The sequence below is a fragment of the Reyranella humidisoli genome (genome assembly GCF_019039055.1).
In the GTDB taxonomy this organism is placed as follows: domain Bacteria; phylum Pseudomonadota; class Alphaproteobacteria; order Reyranellales; family Reyranellaceae; genus Reyranella; species Reyranella humidisoli.
In genome coordinates, this window is sequence record NZ_JAHOPB010000001.1 from 2985956 (window position 1) to 3002931 (window position 16976).

The 16976-nt window shown below is 66.4% G+C and carries 15 protein-coding genes; 9 read left to right on the forward strand and 6 right to left on the reverse strand.

Annotated elements, in window-relative coordinates; genetic code table 11:
- Positions 1 to 7: 7 nt before the first annotated feature.
- A complete protein-coding gene (locus KQ910_RS14465) occupies positions 8 to 1588 on the reverse strand; it encodes an ABC transporter substrate-binding protein (RefSeq protein ID WP_216961480.1) in 1581 nt (526 codons plus the stop codon).
- A gap of 5 nt (positions 1589 to 1593) precedes the next feature.
- Positions 1594 to 2670, reverse strand: a complete 1077-nt coding sequence (locus tag KQ910_RS14470; RefSeq protein ID WP_216961482.1) for an isopenicillin N synthase family dioxygenase — start codon at positions 2668 to 2670, stop codon at positions 1594 to 1596.
- Between the two features lie 173 nt (positions 2671 to 2843).
- On the opposite strand from KQ910_RS14470, the gene KQ910_RS14475 reads away from it, so the two are divergent.
- Positions 2844 to 3563: a bestrophin-like domain gene (locus tag KQ910_RS14475; RefSeq protein WP_216961485.1), complete on the forward strand. Its 720-nt coding sequence runs from the start codon at positions 2844 to 2846 to the stop codon at positions 3561 to 3563.
- A 16-nt stretch (positions 3564 to 3579) separates the two neighbouring features.
- Here the strand turns inward: KQ910_RS14475 and KQ910_RS26775 are convergent, their stop codons facing one another.
- A complete protein-coding gene (locus tag KQ910_RS26775; RefSeq protein WP_369408341.1) occupies positions 3580 to 4527 on the reverse strand; it encodes an AroM family protein in 948 nt (315 codons plus the stop codon).
- 206 nt (positions 4528 to 4733) lie between these two features.
- On the opposite strand from KQ910_RS26775, the gene KQ910_RS14485 reads away from it, so the two are divergent.
- Genes KQ910_RS14485 through KQ910_RS14520 form a run of 8 tightly spaced genes read left to right on the forward strand, consistent with a single transcriptional unit; the run spans position 4734 to position 12903 of the window.
- Positions 4734 to 5813, forward strand: coding sequence for an S-methyl thiohydantoin desulfurase family protein (locus tag KQ910_RS14485; RefSeq protein WP_216961488.1), 1080 nt, complete (start codon positions 4734 to 4736; stop codon positions 5811 to 5813).
- Positions 5814 to 5823: 10 nt separating this feature from the next.
- Entirely contained in the window at positions 5824 to 6906 is a 1083-nt protein-coding gene (locus KQ910_RS14490) for an S-methyl thiohydantoin desulfurase family protein (protein WP_369408342.1), read from the forward strand.
- A complete protein-coding gene (locus KQ910_RS14495) occupies positions 6903 to 8459 on the forward strand; it encodes a hydantoinase/oxoprolinase N-terminal domain-containing protein (protein ID WP_216961494.1) in 1557 nt (518 codons plus the stop codon). Before KQ910_RS14490 ends, KQ910_RS14495 begins: the two co-directional genes overlap by 4 nt.
- Positions 8460 to 8469: 10 nt before the next feature.
- Positions 8470 to 9345: an ABC transporter permease gene (locus KQ910_RS14500; RefSeq protein ID WP_216961497.1), complete on the forward strand. Its 876-nt coding sequence runs from the start codon at positions 8470 to 8472 to the stop codon at positions 9343 to 9345.
- Complete coding sequence (locus tag KQ910_RS14505; protein ID WP_216961500.1) at positions 9342 to 10157, forward strand: ABC transporter permease; 816 nt, start codon at positions 9342 to 9344, stop codon at positions 10155 to 10157. Before KQ910_RS14500 ends, KQ910_RS14505 begins: the two co-directional genes overlap by 4 nt.
- Entirely contained in the window at positions 10154 to 11227 is a 1074-nt protein-coding gene (locus KQ910_RS14510) for an extracellular solute-binding protein (RefSeq protein WP_216963872.1), read from the forward strand. The genes KQ910_RS14505 and KQ910_RS14510 overlap by 4 nt, the downstream gene beginning before the upstream one ends.
- A 17-nt stretch (positions 11228 to 11244) precedes the next feature.
- On the forward strand, positions 11245 to 12225 hold the full coding sequence (locus tag KQ910_RS14515) for an ABC transporter ATP-binding protein (RefSeq protein ID WP_216961503.1): 981 nt from the start codon (positions 11245 to 11247) through the stop codon (positions 12223 to 12225).
- Positions 12226 to 12228: 3 nt separating this feature from the next.
- A complete protein-coding gene (locus KQ910_RS14520) occupies positions 12229 to 12903 on the forward strand; it encodes an AroM family protein (RefSeq protein ID WP_216961506.1) in 675 nt (224 codons plus the stop codon).
- Here KQ910_RS14520 and KQ910_RS14525 read toward each other — a convergent pair.
- From KQ910_RS14525 to KQ910_RS14535, 3 genes are all read right to left on the reverse strand, one after another.
- The gene (locus KQ910_RS14525; RefSeq protein WP_216961511.1) at positions 12900 to 13268 is read right to left on the reverse strand and encodes a copper resistance protein CopC; all 369 of its coding nucleotides are present in this window, start codon (positions 13266 to 13268) and stop codon (positions 12900 to 12902) included. The genes KQ910_RS14520 and KQ910_RS14525 overlap by 4 nt on opposite strands.
- Positions 13269 to 13304: 36 nt before the next feature.
- Positions 13305 to 16229 (reverse strand): DUF4114 domain-containing protein, encoded by a 2925-nt coding sequence (locus KQ910_RS14530; RefSeq protein ID WP_216961514.1) that lies wholly within the window; start codon positions 16227 to 16229, stop codon positions 13305 to 13307.
- A 138-nt stretch (positions 16230 to 16367) separates the two neighbouring features.
- A complete protein-coding gene (locus KQ910_RS14535; RefSeq protein WP_216961517.1) occupies positions 16368 to 16955 on the reverse strand; it encodes a DedA family protein in 588 nt (195 codons plus the stop codon).
- Between the last annotated feature and the right edge of the window lie 21 nt (positions 16956 to 16976).

Below are 16976 nucleotides of genomic sequence, written 5' to 3' on the forward strand. Positions count from 1 at the left end.
ATCGCTGTCAGTTGCCCTTCTTCTCGATGTTCCAGAAAACGGGGATCGGGCTGGTGACAACGCCGCTCAGCCGGTCTGAACGTGTCGCGGTCGGCAGCGTGTACTGGCCGAGCGGAACGTGCGTGCCGTAGGTGATGGCGCGCGCCTGCAGGTCGGCCGCGATCTTCCTGCGGGCTTCCAGATCCGGCGCGCGGGCGAAGGCGTCACGCAGCCTTTCGACCTCGGCGTCGCACGGCCAGCCGAAATTGGCCTTGTCGCAGGAGGCGGTGAGCATGCTGTTGGTCAGCGGGTTCATCATGTCGACCGAGAGCCAGGCCGTCATGAAGCCGTTCCAGCCCCCATCCTGCGGCGGCGTCTTGCGCAGGCGTCGCGCCACGATGGCCTGGAAGTCGAGCGGTACCATCTGGACCTTGAAACCACCTTTCTCCAGAAGGTCCTTGGCGATCGGGCCGGCATTGGTCAGGACGGCGATGTCGGTCGTGTGCAGCATCACGATCGGCGTGCCGTCGTAACCGGCCTCCTTGAGGAGCTCCCTCGACTTGGCGAAGTTGCCGCGCACCAACCCGTCCATGCCGGCATTCGATTCGAGCGGCGTGCCGCAGACGAACATGGCATCGCAGGTCTGGTAGTATTTTTCGTCGCCGATCACGCCCTGAAGGAACGCCTTCTGGTCGAAGGCATATTCGGCGGCGCGCCGCACCTTCTCGTTGTCGAAGGGCGGCACCACCGTGTTCCAGCGGAAGACGTATTGCGCGCCGATCTTGTTGTAGACCTCGAGCCGCACGTTCTTGTCGGCCTGCAGCAGCGACTTCAGGTCATGCGGCGGGGCCTCGATATAGTCGATCTCGCCGGCCAGCAGCGCGTTTACCGCCGTCTGGTGATCGGGGATGGCCAGCCATTCCACGCGATCGACCTTCGCGACCTTGCCGCCGGCCAGGCCGGAGGCGGGCTCCGCGCGCGGCTTGTAGTCGGGGTTCTTCACATAGACGGTCTTTTCGCCGGGCTTCCACTCGTCGGCCTTGAAGATGAAGGGGCCGGAGCCGACGAACTCGCTGATCTGCTTGGCCGGATCGGTGTCGGCGATGCGCTTGGGCATCATCAGCGGCGTCGAGCCGCCGGGCTTGGCCAGCGAATCGATCAGCAGCCCATAGGGCTCCTTCAGTACGATCCTGAAGGTCCTGTCGTTCACCGGCTCGAAGGAGGCCACGAAGCTCAGCATCTTCACGCCGGTCGAATCGCGCGCACCCCAGCGCTTCAGGGAAGCGATGCAGTCCTCGGCGGTGACCGGCTTGCCGTCGTGCCACTTCAGCCCGTCACGCAGCGTGAAGGTGTAGGTGAGCTTGTCGTCGCTCAGCGTCCAGGTATCGACCATCTGGGGCTGCGGCCGCAGCTTCTCGTCCATCGCGAACAGCGTGTCCCACACCATGTAGCCGTGGTTGCGCACGATGTTGGCGGTGGTCCAGATCGGGTCGAGGACCTTGAGGTCCGAATGCATCACCGCCTTGATCGTCTTGGTCTGGGCGAAGGCGGGGGAGGCGAGCAGGAGCGCGGCGGCGGAGCCGGCCGTCAGAAGGGTACGCAAACGCATCGGTGTCAGGCCTGCCAGCGGGAGGTGGCGCGCTCGCCCGGCGCGATCTGTTCTTCTGTCGGTGCGGCGACCTTCGACATGTGGCCGTAACGCTGGGCGGCGAACCACAGCGCATAGTCGCCGAACTTGATCGGCGGATATTTGGCGGGCTTCTCCGCCGACTGGCACGACGGCAGGCACTCGATCATCGTGTCGTGGTCGGGATCGCAGAAGAATGGGATGGCATAGCGGATCTGACCCGAGACATTGCGCACGCGATGCGGCGTCGACAGGAAGCGCTCGTTGCTCCAGCGGTGGAGGATGTCGCCGCCGTTCACGACGAAGGCATTCTCGATCCCCGGCGCGTCCATCCAGCTTCCGTCGGGCAGCAGGATGGAGAGCCCCTGCACCTTGTTGGGCGGAAGCAATGTCATGAAGCCTGAGTCGGTGTGCGGCACCAGGCTCTCGACGCTCTCGTCGGCGCCGTCGATCTGCGGATAGCGCGACATGCGCAGGATCATGTGTGGCTTGGCGAAACAGGCGTCGAAATGGGTCTCAGGCAGGTCGAGCGCCAGCGCGTAGAGCCGCACCAGCTTCTGGCAGAGCTTCTCCAGCGTCGCGATGTATTCCAGCGTCGTCTCACGGAAACCCGGCAGGTCGGCCGGCCACTTGTTCGGCGCATGGAAGCGGCGGCCTGAGATCACGTCGGGATCGCTGGCATCGCGCTCGCGGCGCAGGAAGTAGGCCTCGTTCTGGCTGGGCTTCTTGCCCTGCGCGGCGGCATTGGGTGGCGCCTTCTGGGCGATCGGCATGTAGCCGATATTGTGCTCGTCGACCTTGACCGCGAGCTTGGCCTCCATCGGCTGCGCATGAAAGCGCGCGGCGGCGGCATAGGTGTCGTCGATCAGCTTCTGCGGCACGCCATGGCCGGTGAGATAGTAGAAGCCGACATTCTCGAACGCGTAGCGCAGTTCGGCGGCGGCCTTCTCGGCGGCCCCCGGCACGCCGGCCAGATAGTCGGCGACATCGATCAGCGGAATCTCGCCACCGATGAGGGGGGGAGCAACCGGCTGCCCGCTCACGGATTGGATGGATGGCTGCATCGACGACCTCCGACTAAGTTCCTCGAACGCTAACATGCGCACCGGAGCCCCTGCAAAAAGCAAGCCGTGTCCGTTTCGCAAGAGTGCTAGAAGTCTACCGTGCGCCAGTACGGCGTTCCCCGGAAAGGTGAATCTTGCAACCCGTCTGGATCTCGCTCGCGGCCTGCGGCGTCATGCTGCTCGGTGCGGTCATCGGTGTGCTGCTGCGCCGCAGACTGCCCAACCATCATCTCGACGACCATGCCCGGGACATCGTCCGGCTGGGAGCCGGCCTCGTGGGGACGATCGCGGCGCTGGTCCTCGGCCTGCTCATCAACTCGGCAAGCAGCATCTATGAGGCCCAGCGCGCCGAAGTGCGCCAGATCGCTGCCAATCTCATCCTGCTTGACGCAGTGCTTGATCAATACGGTCCGGAAGCGAAGCCGCTGCGCTCCCTGCTGAGGGTGGCCGTCGACCAGATGATCGAGCGAATCTGGCATGACAGGCCGGCCAGCGAAAATCTTGCGCTGTACGGCAGCGGAACGCTGGCGTCGGAGGTCTACGCCGGTCTGCATGCCCTGCCAGGTGGGACGGCCGTCAAATCGGCCCTCGCCACCCAGGCCCTCCAGCTCGCTCTTCCGATTTCGCAGGCGCGGCTCGCGCTCTTCGAGCAGTCGAGTTCCGGCTTGCCGCTGCCGGTCCTAATCGTGCTGATTTTCTGGCTCACCGTACTGTTCGCCAGCTACTGCCTCTTCTCGCCGGTGAACCCGACATCGGCCGTGGCGCTCGGACTGGTCGCGCTTTCGGCTGCGGCGGCCCTTTTCCTGATTCTCGAAATGGTCGAGCCCTTCTCGGGCCTCATGCAGATATCGAGCGCGCCGATCAGGGCTGCTTTGCCGTCGCTCGCGCCCTGAGCGCCCGCGGCGGACCTCACCGGTTCGGTTGTCTCAAGGCCCGACGGATAAGTTCCGGTGTCGACGATGCGCCGAGTTTCACCATCGCACGTGAGCGATGGATCTCGACGGTGCGATGGCTGATGCCGAGCGTCCGGCCGATGAACTTGTTGGCGGCGCCCTCGAGCACTTGGACCAGCACCTCCGTTTCGCGCCGGGTGAGGGAGTCCAGAGCGGCTTGTGGAAGCCGCCGCAGCAGTTCGGCGCCGGTGTAGGTCGTGGCCTGCAGATCCAACGGCTTGCCGGCGATCTCCGAAAGCCGCAGGCGCGCCGTGCTGCCGATGATGCGGCAGGCGGTGACGACCGGCCTGCCGCTGCTCCGCTCGACCTGCTGCGCCATCCCGCTCGTGTATCCCACCGAGTTCATCACGATCAGGTCCGCGCCCGACACGCGGTCGATGGCCTGGGTGAGATCGGAACTCTGGCTGCCGCCGATGCTGGCGAGCGAACTCTTCAGCATCGTGCCGTAGTCGCTCTCGCTCGCCGCCGATTGCTGGCTCGCCAGTGGAAAGATGATGCCGATCCGAGAATTGCTGGCGGTCAGGGCGGAAATCCAGGCGTCCAGCGCGTCCTGACCGTGGATGAGCGGCGTCCGCGTCGCAAGGCGCGCCCGCATGCCGGTCATTGCCAGGATGATGAGATCGAAGTTCTGCCCGTCGAGCTCCGTGACCAGGGCCTCCGTGCGGCTCGTCACGAAGCCGGCCTCGACGATGACGTGCCGGCCATCGCGCAACCGGGTGAGGTAACTCAGCTCGTCGTGGCACGGTGCGCTTTTCGCGATCAGGTCCTCGGAATCATTGTCGAGGGCACCGAACTCGTCGAGCGTGGCCTCGCCCAGCAGCGGCCGGATTTCGTCCATGACGTCCGGGCGTGGCGCGTGGCCCATGGTGACGACGGCAATGCGCGGAATGCGCCTGGTGCCCACCTGTCTCCTCCTCATACGTGTTCGCACGTATAGATCGCCGCCTGATTAATCCATAGACATGCCGTAACACGGGGCAAGATGTCATGCGGGCTGGACCTCGTCGCGCGACGAAAAACGCCGCTCGATGGTCCCGATCTTGCAAGGCCTCGCTCCGGCGGACCCCTCGTCCATCCCGACAAGAGCGACCTCGCCCGAAGCACCGGACCATGCCCCTGACCGAAATCACAATCGACGACATCGAATCGCTGGCCGTCGGCGCCTGGGTCCTCGGAACCGGTGGCGGCGGCAGTCCCTATCTCGGTCTCCTCAACATGCGCGCCCTCTACAAGGAGGGCTATCGCGTGCAGCTCATGCCGGCGTCCGAACTGGCCGACGACGATTGGGTTGCTGCTGTCTCCAACATGGGCGCGCCGCTGGTCGGGCAGGAGCGCCTCACCGACAGCCGCACCATCGCGCGCGCTGTCGACCTGATGGAGCGCCACACGCGCTACCGCTTCCGCGGGATCATGGCGCTCGAGATCGGTGGCGGCAATTCGATCCAGCCCCTGATGGCCGCCGCCCACCTGAAACGCCCGGTGATCGATTCCGACATGATGGGGCGCGCCTATCCGGAGGCACAGATGACGTCGGTTGCCGTGGGCGACCTCGAGCCCTGTCCGCTGACCACCGTCGACGTGCGCGGCCTCGAATCGGTCGTGGAGAAAGTGCCCACCTGGAAGTGGATGGAGCGCGTCAGCCGCAAGATCTGTGTCGAGTACGGTTCCATCGCCTCGACCTGCAAGGCGCCGCGCACCGGCGCCGAAGTGAAGAAGTGGGGCATCCACGGCACCACGACCAAGGCCATCGCGATCGGTCACGCCGTGCGTGAGGCCCAGCGCACGCACGGAGATCCTATCGCGGCCATCCTCTCCGTCGAGCCGGGCAAGGTGCTCTACAAGGGCAAGGTCATCGATGTGGAGCGACGGGCGACCGAAGGCTTCCTGCGCGGTCGGACGCGCTTCGACGGCATGGAAGAGTGGCGCGGCGCCGCCATGGAGATCAATTTCCAGAACGAATGGATCGTCGCCTGGCTCGACGGCACGCCCATTGCCATGTCGCCTGACCTGATCTGCGTGTTGGATTCGGTCTCGGGCGAGGCGGTCGGCACCGAGACCATCCGCTACGGCCAGCGGGTCACGGTGATCGCCCTGCCGCCGCCGCCGGTGTTCCTCAGCCCCAAGGGTCTGCAGCATGTGGGGCCCAGGGCATTCAGCTACGACATCGAGTTCAAGAGCGTGTTTGCATGAGGGTGCGGCGGTGAAGTTGCGCGACATCACCGAAGACGACATCGAATCTCTGGCCGTCGGCGCCTGGGTGCTGGGTACCGGCGGCGGCGGCAACCCGTATCTCTCGCTGCTCAACATGCGCGTGCTCTATCGCGAGGGCCGGCGCGCACGGCTGATGCCGGCATCGGATCTCGATGACGAGGCCTGGGTCGGCGTCATTGCCAACATGGGCGCGCCGCTGGTCGGCATCGAACGGCTGACCGACCACCAAACCATCGCGCGCGCGGCGCGGCTGATGGAAGAGCATACCGGACGCCGGTTCGATGCCGTGATGGGCATGGAGATCGGCGGCGGCAACGGCATCCGTCCGCTCATGGTGGCCGCGCATCTCGGCGTGCCGGTCGTCGATTCGGACACGATGGGCCGGGCCTATCCCGAAGCGCAGATGACGTCGGTCGCGGTCGGCGGCCTGAAGCCCTGTCCTCTCACCGCCGTCGACGTGCGCGGGCTCGAATCGATCGTCGAGACCGTACCGACCTGGACGTGGGCGGAGAGGATCGTGCGTAAGATCTGTGTCGAGTACGGCTCGACCGCGCCGACATGCCAGCCGCCGCGCACCGGCGCCGAGGTCAAGCGCTGGGGCATTCATGGCACGACCACGAAGGCGATCACCATCGGGCGCGCGGTCCGTGATGCGCAGCGCACGCACGACGATCCCGTTGCGGCCATCCTGGCCGTCGAGCCGGGCAAGCTGCTGTATCGTGGCAAGGTGGTCGACGTCGAGCGGCGGGCCACTGAAGGCTTCCTGCGCGGCATCGTGCGCTTCGAGGGCATGGACGACTGGCGGGGCGCCGGGATGCAGATCAATTTCCAGAATGAATGGATCGTGGCGCGACTGGACGGCGAGCCGGTCGCCATGACTCCCGACCTGATCTGTGTGCTCGACTCGGTGTCGGGGGAGGCCGTCGGCACGGAGACGATCCGTTATGGTCAGAGGGTGACGGTCGTCGCGCTACCGGGGCCGGATATCTTCCTCACCCGGGCGGGACTGGCCCATGTCGGCCCGCGTGCCTTTGGCTACGATATCGAGTTCAGGAGTGTGTTTGCATCATGAGGCGGATCGGTATCGACGTCGGCGGCACCAACACGGATGCCGTCCTGATCGAAGACGGCAAGGTCGTGGGCGCGGTCAAGGCGCCGACCAGCCAGGACGTGACGACAGGCATCCTCGATTCGCTCAGGAAGCTCGGCGCCACGGGTGTTCTCAAGGGCGAAGATGGCGCGCTGAAGAAGATCGACGGCGTGATGATCGGCACCACGCACTTCATCAATGCGGTGGTCCAGCGCCGGCATCTCTCGAGGGTGGCGGCGCTGCGGCTCGGCCTGCCGTCGGGCGCCTCGCTGCCGCCCTTCTGCGATTGGCCCGAGGATCTCGCAACACTGGTTCGCGGCGGTGTCTGGATGGTCGAGGGCGGCCATGAATATGACGGCCGTCCGTTCATGCCGCTCGACGAGGCGGCCGTCCTGAAGGCGGCCCGGGAGATGAAGGCGGCGGGCCTCCGCGCCGTTGGCATCTCGGCGGTCTTCTCGCCGCTCGATCCCACCCATGAGAAGCGGGCAGCGGAGCTGGTCGCCTCCGTCATTCCGGACGCCGCCATCACCTGCTCGTCGGACCTCGGCCGAATCGGCCTGCTGGAACGCGAGAATGCCGGCCTGCTGAACGCGGCGCTCGCCGACCTCTCGCGCGACACGATCGCTGCGTTCGAAAAAGCGATCCGCGATTCCGGCATCGATGCGCCGCTGTTCATCACCCAAAACGACGGCACGGTGGCCGAAGCGAGTCAGGCGCGACGCCTGCCGGTCTACAGCTTCGCCTCGGGGGCGACCAACTCGATGCGCGGGGCGGCCTATCTCTCGGGCCTCAGCGACGCGATGGTGATCGATGTCGGCGGCACCACCACCGACGTGGGCCAGCTGAAGCTCGGCTTCCCGCGCGAGGCCAATTCAGTGGTCAAGGTCGGCGGCGTTCGCACGCTCTTCCGCATGCCCGACCTGTTGTCGATCGGCCTGGGCGGCGGCAGCCACGTGGTGCTCGACCCGCTGTCCATCGGCCCGGTTTCCGTGGGCTATCGCCTTCTGACCGACGCCCTGGCCTTTGGCGGCACGCAGCTCACCACCACCGACGTGGCCGTCGCCGTGGGGCTTTTCGAGCTGGGCGACAGGTCCAGGGTTGCCCATCTCGATGCCGCGACCTGCGCGAAGGTCTTTGCCGAGGCGGCGCGGCTGGCGGAGGAGGCGATCGACCGGATGAAGACCGAGGCGGGCGACGTGCCGCTGGTCGCGGTCGGCGGCGGCGCCTTCCTGATCCCCGACAGGATGGCGGGCGTGTCGCAGGTGATCCATGTCGAGCACGGCGACTGCGCCAATGCCGTCGGCGCGGCCATCGCGCAGGTCTCTGGCGAGTGCGACCAGATCTTCAAGGACATGAGCCGCGTCGAGGCGATCGAAGCGGCACAGGCCATCGCCAACGACCGAGCCGTCGCAGCCGGCGCCGACCGCGCGACGCTGCATACGATCGAGAGCGAGGACATGCCGCTGGCCTACCTGCCCGGCAACTCGGTGCGCGTGCGCGTCCGGGTCGTCGGCGACGTCGCGGCCACGTCATGATCGTCGCGGCATGAATTCAGCGGCACGCCCTTCGCCGATCGCCTGGCTGATCGCGCCGGCCGGGCTGCTGTTCGTGCTGTTCTTCGTACTGCCGTTCGGCGTGATGACGGCGATGTCTTTCTTTTCCGGCAATCCCGTCACCAACCCGAACGCTTTCCTCACGACGCGCCACTACGAGCGCTTCATCTTCGATCCCGCCGGCATCTTCCATGATGCGCTGTGGTCGACCCTGCGCATCGGCCTCATCACGACGGTCATCGCGCTGCTGATCGGCTACCCGCTGGCGCACTGGATGGCGCGCATGCAGTCGCGACTCGGCCATGCGCTGGTCCTGATGGCGGTGATCGCGCCGATGCTGACCGGCATCGTCGTGCGTACCTTCGCGTGGATGACGATCCTGCAGGACAAGGGCGTCATCAACACGACCCTCATGCAGTGGGGCCTGATCGAAAAGCCGCTGCCGCTGATGTACAACGAGTTCGGCACGATCGTCGCGCTGGTCCATATCTACGTACCCTTCATGGTGCTGACCCTGACCGGGGTGATCGGCCGCATCGACGAGCGGCTGGAGCAGGCGGCGCGCAGCCTGGGCGCGGGACGTGTCCGGGCCTTCGCCGAAGTGACCCTGCCGCTCAGCCTGCCCGGCATCCTGGCGGGCTCGCTGCTGGTCTTTGCGCTGTCGATCAGCGCCTATGTCACGCCCTCGCTGATGGGCGGCACCGATGTGCTGACCCTGCCGATGCTGATCGCCCAGCAGGTCGGCACCAGTTTCAACCCCAACTTCGCGGGTGCCCTCGGCGTGATCCTGCTGCTGGTTTCGCTGGCCATCGTCATTGCCTACAACCGCATCCTCGCGCGGCTTGCGGGCGGGCAGGGAATGGCATGAGCGCCCAGCCCAACCGCCGGCCGTTCAATCCGGGCCGCGCCGCCTACCTCGCGCTGAACGCGCTGCTGCTTGCGTTCCTGCTGCTGCCGATCGCCATCGTGCTGGTGTTCGCGCTGAATCCGACGCCCTACATTTCCTTCCCGCCGGTCGGCGTCAGCCTGCGCTGGTTCGAGAAGTTCTTCGGCAGCGCGGAGTTCATGAACGCGCTCTGGCTGTCGCTGTGGGTGGCGTCGGTGGTGCTGGTCCTGTCGATCCTGATCGGCGGCGCCTGCGCGCTGGCGCTGGCGCGCGGCAACCTGCCGGGGCGCGCCGTCCTCACAGCCTTCTTCATGTCGCCGCTGATGCTGCCCGCGATCCTGACCGGCCTGGCGTTGTTCCAGGCCTATCTCCTGTCCGGCATCGGCCGGCCGGTCTGGGGCCTGATCATGGCCCACACGCTGGTCGCCGTGCCCTACGTCATCCGCACGACGCTTGCGGTGCTGCACAATTTCGACCGGCGAATCGAGGAGGCCGCCGCCGTGCTGGGCGCGAGCCCCTTGAGGGTCTTCTTCGAAGTCACCCTGCCGCTGATCCGACCGGGCGTGTTCGCGGGCGGCGTCTTCGCGTTCATCGTGTCTTTCGATCAGTTCCCGGTTTCGTTGTTCCTGGTGGTGCCCAAGGGCGAGACCCTGCCGGTGGTGCTGTTCAACTACATGAAATTCGACCTCGACGGCGCCATCGCCGCCGCCTCGATGGTCTCGATCTTGCTCGCATTGTCGGTGGTTCTGGTGCTGGAGAGGCTGATCGGCCTCAAGGCTTACGTTAAGCTCTGATGGAAACAAACAGGGGGTTTGCCATGATTACACGTCGCAAAGCGTTGCGTGCCGGTGCGGGTCTTGCGGCCCTCGCCACGGTGGGAGCACCGTCGATCCTCCACGCCCAGACAAAGACGCTCAAGATCACGACCTGGGGCGGCAAGTGGGGTGAGATCATGAAGGCCGCCGTGCTGCCGGCCTTTGAAAAGGAGTTCAAGTGCACGGTGTCGGCCGATCAGGCCTTTCCGTTTCTGCCCAAGCTGCAGGTGAGTTCGAAGAACGACCCGATCTACGACGTGCTGCACACCAATTCGAACGAACAGTGGAACGCCGTGACCGAAGGCTTGGTCATGAACAAGATCACGGCCAAGGAAGTGCCCAACGTCGCCGACGTCTATCCCTATGCGGTGAGCGACAAGATCGTGGGTGTCACGATCTTCACCAGTGCGATCGGTCTCGGCTTCCGGACCGACAAAGGCCTCACCAAGCCGACCTCGTGGAAGGACCTGGCCGATCCCAAGCTTGCCGGCTCGCGCGGCGGCTATCTCATCCCGGTGAACAGCCTGGGACAGGCGCACCTGATGATGCTGGGCAAGGTCTACGGCAAGGGCCTCACCGATCTCGACGCTGCCTACAAGGCGCTCGAGGCGCTGAAGCCGATCAAGCTGGTCGATTTCACCGGACAGATGGAGAAGATGCTGCTGTCGGCCGAGGTGTCGATGGGCGTCATCCACGATTCGGGCGTCTATCGCTATGAGGGCGCGAACATGCAGCCCGTCGACTTCGCGAGCCCCTCCGAGGGCGTGCTGGCGCTGGAGCAGGTGCTGAACGTCACGCCGGGCTCCAAGGTCAAGGAACTGGCCTTCGCCTATATCGACTACATGCTGCGGCCCGACGTGCAGAAGCTGCTGGCCGAGGCGGTATGGTATTCGCCGGCCAACAAGAAGGTGAAGCTCGAAGCCAAGTACGACGCTAAGCTCCTGACCACGCCGGAGAAGGTGGCGACGCTGATCCAGCCCGACTGGAAGTGGTACAATGCCCGCCGCGAGGACATCGACGCTCGCGTCACGAAGATCCTGAAAGGGTAGTGGCAGAGCGTGCGTTCATGACTTCCGCCGCCATCAAGCTCGACCAGGTGACCAAGACGTTCGACGGCCGCGTGATGGCCGTCGACGCGGTCACGCTCGACATCGCCGCGGGCGAGTTCTTCTCGCTGCTGGGACCTTCCGGCTGCGGCAAGACGACGAGCCTGCGCATGATCGCGGGCTTCGAGCATCCCGATTCGGGTCGCGTCCATGTCGGCGGCAAGGACATCACCGATCTTCCCGTGCACAAGCGGGACATGGGCATGGTGTTCCAGTCCTATGCCCTGTTCCCACATCGCACCGTGGCGGAGAACGTGGCCTTCGGCCTGCGCATGCGGGACGTTGCGAAGCCCGAGATCGAGCGGCGCGTCGCGGCGGCGCTGGCGCAGGTGGCGCTGACGGGGCTCGAGACGCGCAAGCCCGGTCAGCTCTCCGGCGGCCAGCAGCAGCGCGTGGCGCTCGCCCGCGCACTGGTCGTCGAGCCGCCGGTGCTGCTCTGCGACGAGCCGCTGGGCGCGCTCGACCGCAAGCTGCGCCAGCAGATGCAGTTCGAGCTGAAGGAATTGCAGAAGCGCCTCGGCGTCACCCTGGTCTTCGTGACGCACGACCAGGAAGAGGCGCTCGCCATGAGCGACCGTATCGCCGTGATGAACGGCGGCAGGGTCGAGCAGGTCGGCACGCCGACCGAAATCTACGAGCGCCCGCGGACGCGCTTCGTCGCGGACTTCATCGGCGAGATCAACATCCTGGAAGAGGGTGGACGTCCGCGCGCGCTGCGGCCCGAGAAGATCCGGCTGGTCGCGCCCGACGGCGCGCGCGTGGCCGGAACTGTCGAGACGGCGAACTATCTCGGTGGTTCGACACTCCTGCGCGTCCGTCCCGTCGCAGGAGCCTCGATGCTGGTGCGCGAGACGCATGCTGGCGAGCGGGCGTCCCGCGCGCCCGGCGATGCGGTGGGCCTTGCCTGGAATGATACCGACGCGGTTGCCCTGGAGGGCTGAGCCATGAGCATGCTGGGGATCGTCACCATCGGCCAGGCGCCGCGCGATGACATCGTCGCGCTGTTCGCGGCCCAGGCGCCGCCGGGAACGAAGGTGGTCCTGCGCGGGGCGCTCGACGGCCTCAGCGACGAAGAGGTCGACGCGCTGCCGCCGCTCAGCGGCGCCGACACCCTCTACACCCGCCTGCGCGGCGGTCGGGACGTGAAGATTTCCAAGCTGGCGGTGATCGCCCGCTCGCCCGCGACGCTGGCCAGGCTGCGCGCCGACGGCTGCGATGCGATCGTCTATGCCTGCACTGGCGAGTTTCCGCCAATGGAGGGGGATGCCGGCGTACTGTTTCCGTCGCGGGTGCTGAGCGGCATCGCCGAGGGCCTGTTGCCGCGCGGCAGGCTCGGCCTGCTCGTGCCGTTCGCCGAGCAGGGCGAGAAGCTCGCCACCAAGTGGGCGCGCAGCGGCGTCGACGTTACCGTTGAGGCGCTTGTGCCGAGTGCGTCACCGGAAGAGGCTGCCGCGGTCGCGCGACGTCTCGCGGCAACGCGGCCCGATCTCGTCGCCCTCGACTGCATGAGCTATGCGCCGGCCATCAAGGCCGCGGTGAAGGCCGAGGTGAAGGTGCCGACCCTGCTCGCCATCACGGCGACGGGCCGAGTGCTGCGCGAACTGCTGGACGACAATTAGGAGCCGCTGCCGACGGTGAAGGGTATCTCGCCGTCGACCTGCGGCGAGCCGCCGATCAGCCAGTGCAGGCTGTAGCGGCCGGGTGCCAGGGTCGGGGCGCGGGCGAACAGAACGTCGGGTGCCGATTCGAGTCGCGGGTGCAGGACTTCGATGACCCGTCCATCCCGCTTGATGGTGAGACGGGAATCCTCATGGTCGACCGGCCGGCTGAACCGCACGTAGAAGGCGCTGCTGCGCCCGCCGATCACGGCATTCGCCTGTGGCGCTGACTCCAGGACCCGGAGTTCCTCGGCGCGCGCCGGGCCGATGAAGGCGAGCAGGATGGCGGGGGCGCCGGCAAGAAGGGAGTGTCGTCGCGTGATCATGATGCGCGACTTCATCGCATGGCGGCGCCGTCCTGCCTAGATGAGCCACCCATGTCCCGCGGTGCTGGTGAAGTCGAGCTGGACGACGAGGTCGTTGAAGTCGCGGTCGCCGCCGCCGTAGAGGTCTTCCCAACCCCAGGTGTTGGCGCCGTAGTTCCACAGGTGTGCGACATTCTCGCCGCCGACCACTTCGTTGGCCTGGCTGAAGGCCCAGAAGGTGTCGTCGTTGGTCACGTTCGTGAGCTGCATGGCGATCAAATCGCCGGCATCGACGCCGGTGATCTGCGCCTGCCCGGCATTGCCATCGCCGGGGCCGGCAATGGTCGTGCCGCCGCCCGTGACGGCATAGGCTCGGGTCGCCGCGGCGGCGGCATAGCCGGCCTGGCCGGGGGCGAGTCCGCCGATCGTGCCATTGTAGTCGTCGACCTCGTAGAGCATCAGCGAGAGGTCGGCGCCGGCAACCTGGCGCATGCGCACGACGACGGTGAAGTCGTCGGCGCCGTTTGCCGTCTCCGCGACCGCGACCGACTGTGCGAGGCGCACCGTGTTACCGCTGTCGGCATAGAAATCGGCGAAGCCGGACGAGGCACTGAGGCTGGCCTGCGCGGCGACCGTTGTGTTGCCGTTGAAGGTGACCGACACGCTGTCGCCGGACGCGACCACGGCCTGGGTGAGGCTGCCCTGGGCCTGGCCGTCGAACAGTGCCAGCAGGTCGCTGTCGAAGTCGCTCTGCAGCGATTGCTGCGCGAGCTGGCTGGTCCAAGCGTAGGGGCCGTGGGCGGTGCTGCTGGCATCCGTCGTGTCGGTGCCGGTTTGCACGGCGACCGTGGCCGACGCCGTCGCGGTGGTCTGCAGCAGCAGGGTCTGCGCGGTGCCGCTGGTCCAGCCGCCCGTGCCGTTGGAGTCGATCAGGTCGGGCACGCTGCCAAAATAGATCTGCGAATGGGCGATCTCGGTGAGCGCGCGCGCCAGCAGCACGCCGTTGGGGGTACCCAGCCCCGTCACCAGGTCGTAGCCCGACGCGGCCGAATAGCCGTAGCCGGTCGGCGTGATGTCGACGCCGTCGCTGGTGTAGCCGCCGCCGTAGAGGAAAGAGGAAGTGCTGTTGCCGATGGTGATGTCGCTGAACGAGGCCGGCGATATGACCGCGGCGGTGTAGAGCAGGTCGTTCATGTAGCCCAGGTTGGGCAGGCCCTGGTCCGTGAAGACGGCATTGATCTGCGAGGCCAGGCTGGCCCAGAGCGGCGTCGCCGCGCTGGTGCCGTCATCGTTCTGGTTCTCGGTCATGGCCGCATTCGGCACGACGTAGAGCATGTTGCCGCCGGCGTTGGCCGAGACGTCGGGGATGCCACGCCCCGGTTGCTGCGAGGGATCCGACGTCATGGGATCGAGCCCGAAGGCGACCTGGTAGGCGGGCGCAAGCTGGCTGATATCGACGCCGCTCGCGCCGGTGTTGTTGTGGATGTAGCCGGTGCCGCGAGGATTGGCGATCGAGGTGCCGTCGACGTAGTAACGGTTCCACACCGTCTCGACGAGGCGGTTCGCGTCACCACTGGCCGGGAGCTGCATCAAGCCGCCGGCGATCAGTTGCCAGAGCGTCGGAAGGTCGCCTGCGTTCGCGTCGTCGACCAGGTCGCTCAGCGTGCTGTCGCCCTGCGCGGCGGACCCGGTGCTGATCGATGTGCCCCCGACGATGACCGCGTACGGGCTGTTGTGTGTGGAGCTGGCGTTGGGCAGTCCGTTGCCGAAGGTCTCGCCCGAGCCGCCGTCGCCGGCATCGTTGAACACCGAGATGTTGCGCAGCGCGGCGTCGACATAGAGCCCGTTCGACGCGATCAGGAAGGGCGAACCGGGTGCCGACAGCGACGCATAATTGAACGACGAGGTGATGACCGCGGGATTGTTGATCGTGTCCCAGAAGGCCGACTGGTAGGCGGTGAAGGCATTGCCGTGGGCGCCGTTGGCCGTTCCGGAGCCGGCGTAGACGACCAGCGTGCTCTGCGGATTGACGGCCGTCACGACGCCGACGTCGAGCGAGCGTTCGCCGGCGGGATTGAAGGCGGTGGGCGAACTGGGCGTCGGATACTCCTGTCCGCCGCCGGCCACGGAGATTACGTTGGCCGAGGTCGATATGCCCATCGAGGTGCGATAGGCGTCGAGCGCGGCCTGGAAGCCCGACCCGGTCGGATCGCCGGGCAGCGCCGTACCGACGCCGGGCTCGACCAACCCGATGGCGCCGGTCATCACCGCGTCGGGCGAGGTCGGATCCCAGAGAGAGCCCGCGAGAGGGAAGTTGTAATAGTCCTGTGCAATCGTCTGCGGATTGGCGTTGACCGTCGCGGTGCCGGCGGAATTGCCAGGGCTCTGCCAGCCCTGGGGCAGGGTGACGCCTGGCGTCGGCGGCGGGGCGTAGTCCGGATACTGACCAAAATCACCGGAATCGAACCACAGGCCGGTGACGCCATTGTCGGCGAGCTCGGCCGGCAGCGAGAGGTTGCCGCTCCAGTAGTGGACGGTCTGGGTGCCGGTGCCTGGAGACGGCGACGCGACGTCGACCGTCATCAACGTCGCACCGGGGCCGAACAGCGTCGTGAAATTGTCCTGGGTGACATTGACCCAGATGGTCCGCGATTCGGGCGAGGAGATGTATTGCGCGTCGGCCGTCCCACCGATGTCGTAAGTCGTGATGTGGAGATCGGCGAGGGCGCTCACGACGTTCGTGTAAGCCGTCGGATCGGCGCCGTAGGTCGACCATATCGCTCCCTGGTCGGCGAGGGCCGCCTGCCGCGTCGCCCAGTTCGAGGCCAGCAGATCCGTGGGATCGTTTGCGCGGTCGAGGACCAGCGCCACGTTGATCGAGAAGGTCGATAGCGGCGTGCCGCCGCTCGGCGCGTCGGCGTTGGTGCGCCAGCTCGCGAAATCGAGGTAACTCGAATTCGCCAGTTCTACATAGGTGGGCATGGCGTCTGTTTGCGTCCGGCGGATGTTTGAAGGGAGGCTGTCGCTCAGCATAACGAGCGCGGACATGTGGGCAATATGGGCCACCGGCGCACGGCGGCATCGCGTTGTGTACGGCGCGTGACGGAGAAGCCTCCGCGCCTAGTCGCGCTCCATCACGCGCTCCAGCCGCCGCGTCAGGAACCAGCCGAGAAGCAGGAAGGCGACCAGCATCGCGAGGCCGAATGCTGACAGCGCATCGCTCATCGTCCTGTCGGAGACGTATCCGAAAGCGTAGCCCGTCGACACGGCGATCCCGGCCCACAGGCCGGCGCCGATGAAATTCAGAGCGAGGAAGCGAGGCCAGCCGAGCGTCGAGGCGCCATACGCGAAGCCCGCGACGTTGCGGATGATCCGCGGGTAGCGGTGGATGAGGATCATCCAGACATGATGGCGGTTGGCGAGCCGCGCCGCGGTCTCAACGGCGCGCTGTAGTCTCGGGAAGGAGCCAAGCCAGCGCGTGCCGAAGCGGCGGCCGACCCAGAAACGCACCACATCGCCGGCGAAGGTCCCCGCCCAGCATCCCGCCAGCGCCTGCTCGTAGCCTAGCGCACCGGCCTGAGCGGCATAGCCTGCGAAAATCGCCAGCAGGAGACTGTTGGCCATCGAATAGAGGGTGAGGAAGGCGTAGGCGGCGTCGCCGTGCTGGCGGATGAAATCCAGGAAGGATGCGAGATCGCCAGCGAACATCGTCCCTGCCTACAACGAAAA